This is a genomic window from Pseudomonas fluorescens (assembly GCF_000802965.1).
Classification (GTDB): domain Bacteria; phylum Pseudomonadota; class Gammaproteobacteria; order Pseudomonadales; family Pseudomonadaceae; genus Aquipseudomonas; species Aquipseudomonas fluorescens_A.
Map to the genome: position 1 here is coordinate 114855 of NZ_JSAK01000019.1, position 6000 is coordinate 120854.

The 6000-nt window shown below is 61.1% G+C and carries 3 protein-coding genes and 2 pseudogenes; 3 read left to right on the forward strand and 2 right to left on the reverse strand.

The window, feature by feature from the left end; genetic code table 11:
* Positions 1–70: 70 nt before the first annotated feature.
* A pseudogene (locus NL64_RS31170) lies at positions 71–1360 on the reverse strand (HAMP domain-containing protein); the annotation flags it as partial.
* A 325-nt stretch (positions 1361–1685) separates the two neighbouring features.
* Here NL64_RS31170 and NL64_RS17415 point away from each other — a divergent pair.
* From NL64_RS17415 to NL64_RS31180, 3 genes and pseudogenes are all read left to right on the forward strand, one after another.
* Positions 1686–3002 carry a Na+/H+ antiporter family protein gene (locus NL64_RS17415; RefSeq protein WP_034149312.1) on the forward strand — a complete coding sequence of 439 codons (1317 nt, stop codon included), beginning with the start codon at positions 1686–1688 and terminating at the stop codon, positions 3000–3002.
* Positions 3003–3143: 141 nt separating this feature from the next.
* Positions 3144–3962 (forward strand): annotated as a pseudogene (locus NL64_RS31175) (cache domain-containing protein); the annotation flags it as partial.
* 102 nt (positions 3963–4064) lie between these two features.
* Positions 4065–4820, forward strand: a complete 756-nt coding sequence (locus NL64_RS31180) for a methyl-accepting chemotaxis protein (protein WP_437176925.1) — start codon at positions 4065–4067, stop codon at positions 4818–4820.
* 132 nt (positions 4821–4952) lie between these two features.
* On the opposite strand, the gene NL64_RS17425 is transcribed toward NL64_RS31180, so the two are convergent.
* Positions 4953–5888 (reverse strand): LysR family transcriptional regulator, encoded by a 936-nt coding sequence (locus NL64_RS17425; RefSeq protein ID WP_034149314.1) that lies wholly within the window; start codon positions 5886–5888, stop codon positions 4953–4955.
* Positions 5889–6000 lie beyond the last annotated feature (112 nt).

Sequence of the window (6000 nt, forward strand, 5' to 3'; positions counted from 1 at the left end):
ATTGGTCGGCGGTGCTGCGGGCGTCCTGCACCGAGCGTTTCACCTCGGCGATGATCGGTTGCAGTTTGTCGAGGAAGCGGTTGAACCACCCGGCCAACTGGCCCAGTTCATCCTGCTTGTCGTAGGCCAGGCGTCGCGTCAGGTCACCTTCGCCGCTGGCGATGTCTTCGAGCATGTGCGCCACGCCGAGGATCGGCTTGGTCACGCTGCGCGCCATCAGCCACACCAGCAGCAGGCCGAGCAACGCGGCCAGTACGCCGAGGCCGAGTTCGGTCAGCGTGCCGGCGGTGTTGCTTTCATCCAGTTGCTTTTTCAACGCTTCGGCGGGGCCGACCAGGACTTTCTCCGGCACGTCGAGCAGCACGCCCCAGGATTTTCCACCGGGAATCGGCTGGAACGGCGACAGCACTTTCAATTGTTGGTGGCTGTGCAGGCTGCTGGTGTTGGTGCTGCCGGCGAGCATGCGCATCAGCTCGGCACCGGTGGTCGGGTCCACGGCTTCCAGGCGTTGACTGAGCTTGCTGGTGTCCGGGCTGTAACCGGCGAGCAGGCCGGCCGGGCTGATGATGCTGACGCTGGTCTGGCCGTCATAGAGCTTCTTGCTCGCAGCCTGGCTGACCGTTTGCAGGCTGTTGAGGTTGATGTCCACCGACAGCGAAGCGATGACTTTGCCGTTGACCATCAGCGGAAAAACGATGCTGGTCATCAGCACGTTCTGGCCGTCGATCATATAGAAGTAGGGTTCGATCACGCAGGGCTTGAGGCTGGTGCGCGGGCAGGTGAACCAGGCGTTGGCCGGTTCGCCGCTGGGGCCGGTGCTGGTGTCTGTCATGTCGCTTTCCGGCAGCGCCATGGACGTTAGCTTGCCCGGTGTCGATTGCGACCAGTAGAGGGCGAAACGGCCCTTGTCGTTGCTGCCCAATTCTGCCTGGTCGGCGAACAACTCATCCTTGCCATCCAGCCCGTTGGGTTCGAACACCAGGGACAGGCCGAGCAGGTCCGGGTTGGCTTGCAGGGCGGATTTGACCTGGCGGGTCAGGTCTTCACGCAGGTCGAACGCATCGAGAAAGCGCTTCTCGGCCTGATCGCGCAGGAACAACACTTGACGCGAAAAGCCGTGACCATATTGATAGGCGTCCATGAACTGCTGGCGAATGCCCAGCGCCTGGTTTTCCCCCTGGGATTCGATCCGGGCCTGGGCCGCTTCGGTCAGCATCTCCATGCTCGAGGCTTTCACCAGCGCGGAGCTGTGCTCCATGCGATACAGCGAAAGACCCACCAGCAGGGTCACGATGCCCGCCAGGCACAGCCCGGCCAGCAGGGTGATTTTCCATTGAATGGAAAGTTGTCTGAGCGACATGGAGACGTCCTTTATTCGATAAATATCTGAGACTTTGCACTGTAGCGGCCGCCATCCTGCTTTCTTTATGCCACCCCAAAAATATCGAATTACCCCCTGTAGGAGCTGCCGCAGGCTGCGATCTTTTGATCTTTAGCTTCAATAAAGACGCTGAAGATCAAAAGATCGCAGCCTGCGGCAGCTCCTACACGGATTTGTGTGGGCTTTGACAAGGCGGCACGGGTCCGGCACAGTGCGCGCCCTCTAATAAAACCCATTCTTCAATCCGCTGGCGGCTCACGCAGACTGCCGCCCGGACTCTTTTCGTTTGTCTCGAGGTAATGAAATGAATGCAGTCATCGCCGCGGTGGGCGTCATGCTGATTCTCAGCCTGTCCCGCGTGCATGTGGTCATCGCGCTCATCGTGGGTGCGCTGGTGGGTGGCTTGACCGGTGGCCTGGGCATCGACGCAACGCTCAAGGCCTTCAACAGCGGGCTCGGCGGCGGGGCGACGGTGGCGTTGTCTTACGCGTTGCTCGGCGCGTTCGCGGTGGCGATTGCCAAATCCGGCCTGGCCCATGCCCTGGCGGACAAGGCGCTGGCCATGGTCGATCGCCAACACGCCACGGGTGGCGGTCAGGTCAAGTGGCTGCTGATCGGCTTGTTGTGGGTGGTGGCCATCGCCTCGCAGAACATCCTGCCGATCCACATCGCGTTTATTCCGCTGCTGGTGCCGCCGCTTTTATATGTGCTGACCAAGCTGCAACTGGACCGGCGGCTGATCGCCTGTGTCATGACCTTCGGTTTGATCACGCCCTACATGTTCCTGCCCGTGGGTTTCGGCAACATCTTCCTCAATGAAATCCTGCTGGCCAACGTTGCTCGCAGCGGCGTGGACATCAGCGGTATCAACGTCACCCACGCCATGGGCATTCCGGCCTTGGGTATGCTGGTCGGGCTCGGGGTGGCGTTTATCAGCTACCGCAAGAAGCGCGTCTACGATCTGGCAAAGATCGAGCAAGTCGAGCAGGTTGCGGTGCAGTACAACCCGCTGAGCCTGATGGTGGCCGGTCTGGCGATTGCCGCGGCGTTCATCGTTCAGTTGCTGTTGGACTCGATGATTATCGGCGCCCTGGTGGGGTTCCTGATTTTTTCGGTGTCGGGCATCGTCAAATGGCGTGACACCGATGATCTGTTCACCGAAGGCATGAAGATGATGGCGATGATCGGCTTCATCATGATTGCCGCGTCCGGGTTTGCTGAAGTGATGAAGGCCACCGGTGAGGTGCAGACGCTGGTCGAGTCGTCGGCGTCGTACATCGATCACAGCAAGGGTATCGGCGCCTTGCTGATGTTGCTGGTGGGGTTGCTGGTGACCATGGGCATCGGCTCGTCGTTCTCTACCGTGCCGATTCTGGCGGCGATCTTCGTGCCGCTGTGCGTGCAGCTGGGCTTCAGCCCGTTGGCGATCGTGTGCATCGTCGGCACTGCCGGCGCGCTGGGCGACGCCGGTTCCCCAGCCTCGGACTCGACCCTCGGCCCGACCTCCGGCCTGAACATCGACGGCCAGCATCACCACATCTGGGACACCGTGGTCCCGACCTTCCTGCACTACAACCTGCCGTTGCTGGCGTTTGGCTGGATCGCCGCGATGGTGCTGTGATTTCACTGGTAGGAGCCGGCTTGCTGGCGATGGCGATTCCAAGGGCGCCATCGCCAGCAAGCCGGCTTCTACAGTTTTGGTTTTTGTTGCCGTTAAAGCTTTAACCACGCCAACAAAACCAAAAGAGTGAACGTCATGCGCATGAGCCTTAAGGCCAAAGTCCTGTCCCTTGCCGTCCTCCCGGTGTTGCTCTTTGCGCTGGTCATCAGCCTGACCACGTTGTTCATCCTGCAGGAACAGGCGCGCAAGGAGGTCGAGGAAACTCGCCAGCGCCTGCTCAGCGATGCCAAGGCCACCCTGCAAAGCTACGTCGCCGTGGCCATGACCACGATCAAACCGCTGTACGACGCCTCCGCTCAAGGCGATGACGCGGCGCGGGCCCAGGCGATCAAGTTGCTGTCGAACATCACTTACGGCAAGGACGGCTACTTCTTCGGCTACGACTCCAACACCGTGCGCCTGTTCAAGGCCAAAGACCCGGAAGGCGTGGGCAAAAGCTTCAAGGACAATCGCGATCCGAACGGCGTCTACGTCAACCGCGACCTGGTGAAAGTCGCCCAGGACGGTACGCATTACCTGCAATACAGCTCGCCGTTGCCGGGCAACACACAGGTGCTGGTGCCCAAGCTCGGATACACCGAATACCTGCCGAAGTGGGACATGGCGGTCGGTACCTCGGTCAACCTCGACGGCATCGAAGCGCAAGTCGCCGTGGTCGAAGCCAAGGTCGAAGAACGCATGCAAGGCGTGGTGCTGAGCATTGTCGGGGTGGCGCTGGTGGTGCTGCTGGTGATTGCCGCTGTAGGGATGTTGCTGGCCAATACCATTCTGCGTCCGCTGAACCTGATGAAAGCCAACCTCGACGACATCGCGGCGGGCGAGGGCGACCTGACCCGGCGCCTGAGCATCACCAGCCAGGATGAACTCGGCGCACTGGCTGGCTCGTTCAACCGTTTCGTCGACAAGATCCACGGCCTGGTGCGCCAGATCACTGAAATGACCTCGCAACTGACCGGGCTGGTGAATCAGGTTTCCGAGCAGGCCAATCGCTCGGATCAGGCGATGGAGCGTCAGCGTCACGAGACGGATCAAGTCGCCACCGCAATCAATGAAATGTCGGCCGCCGCCCAGGAAGTGGCCAAGAGCGCGCAAAATGCTGCGGTTGCTGCCCAGCAGACCGACGAAGAAGGCCAGGCTGCCAAGCGTGTGGTGGCCGGCAGCATCGTGAAGATTCATGCGTTGGTGGACGACATTCGCAGCAGCGGTGTGTCCCTCGATAGCTTGCAAAAAGACGTGTCGTCGATTGTCAGCGTACTTGGGGTGATCCGCTCGATTGCCGAGCAAACCAACCTGCTGGCACTCAACGCCGCGATCGAAGCGGCTCGCGCCGGTGAGGCCGGACGTGGTTTTGCGGTGGTGGCCGATGAGGTGCGGGCGTTGGCCAGTCGCACGCAGATCAGCACCCAGGAAATCCAGGGCATGATCGACCGCTTGCAGGCTGGCACCCAGTCCGCCGTGGAAGCCATGCGCCGCTCCAGCGAAGCGGGCGACGGCACGTCGGCCCAGGCCAATGAAGCAGGCGCATCGCTGGATACCATGGCTCAGCTGATTGCCACCATCAACTCGATGAACGCGCAGATCGCCAGCGCCGCCGAAGAACAGACCGCCGTGGCCGAAGAGATCAACCGCAGCGTGCATCAGATTGCCGTGGCGGTGGACAGCGTTGCCGATGAAACCCAACTCGGTGCGCAAACCTCGCGCAGTCTGGCAGACCTTGGTCAGCGGTTGGGCAGTCTGGTCGGGCAATTCCGTATTTGATTGGTGGCGCTTTTGTGGCGAGCGAGCTTGCTCGCGCTTGAGTGCGCAGCGCTCACTGCTTTTTTGGGGCCGCTGCGCAGCCCAGCGGGAGCAAGCTCCCTCGCCACAGAAGAGCGGTGTCTGGTTTAGGGGTTATGGTCTATCCCAATACGGCACTTCGCCAAAACACTCGACAAAGAAATCAATCACCGTCCTGACTTTCACCGACAGGCGTCGACTGCCCGGCCAGAGCACGGCGATCTGCTGCGGCTCCAGGCTGTTGGACACCTGATAGTCCGCCAGCACCGGCACCAGCGTGCCGTTGCGCACCGCTTCACCGATCAACCACGATGGAAACATCACCAGCCCCAGACCCTGCTCGGCAGCTTGGGTCAGGGTGTCGGCGTGATTGCCGGTGATCGGCCCTCTCACCGAATAGGGCGTCCAGTCCTGCTGTCCGTTGCGGAAAAACCAGCGCTGCTGGCCGGTGGCACCTTTGTAGGCCAGGCATTGATGGGCCGCGAGATCGGCGGGATGTTGCGGTATGCCGTGGCGTTGCAGATACGCCGGGCTCGCCGCCACCTGAAAGCGATGGGGCGCCAGAATCCGCGCCTGCATGCTGGAGTCGTGCAGCGGGCCGATACGGAATAGCAAATCGGCGCCTTCCTGCAGCGGGTCGATGTAATGGTCGGTCTGCTGAATATCCAGTTGCAGCTTCGGGTAACGCTCGCACAACTGCCCCAGCCACGGCGTCAGGTGCCGTTGGCCAAACACCACCGGCGCGTTGATGCGCACCAGTCCGGTGGGCTCGCTTTGCTGTTCCTGCAAGGCTTGTTCGGCTTCTTCCAGCTGCACCAGCACCAGCCGCGCATGATGACCGAGCATGCGCCCGGCTTCGGTGGGCGTGACGGCGCGGGTGTGGCGGTACGGCAATTGCTGGCTCAGGGCCTGTTCCATCAACTGGATCTGTCGGGAGATCGAAGAGGGCGCCAGGCCTTCGCGGCGGGCTACTTCGGAAAAGCTGCCGTGGTCGAGCACCGCGACAAACAGCCGAAGCGCCTTGAATCCCAGTTCGTTGAAACCGTGCATTGTGAATCCTGCTGTGCGAGATGCGCAAAAGTGTTGTCGGCATAGTCCCATTTATCGCAAAGCAGCACCAATCGATAATGCCCGCCTGCAACCCTGTGGGAGATTCTATGTT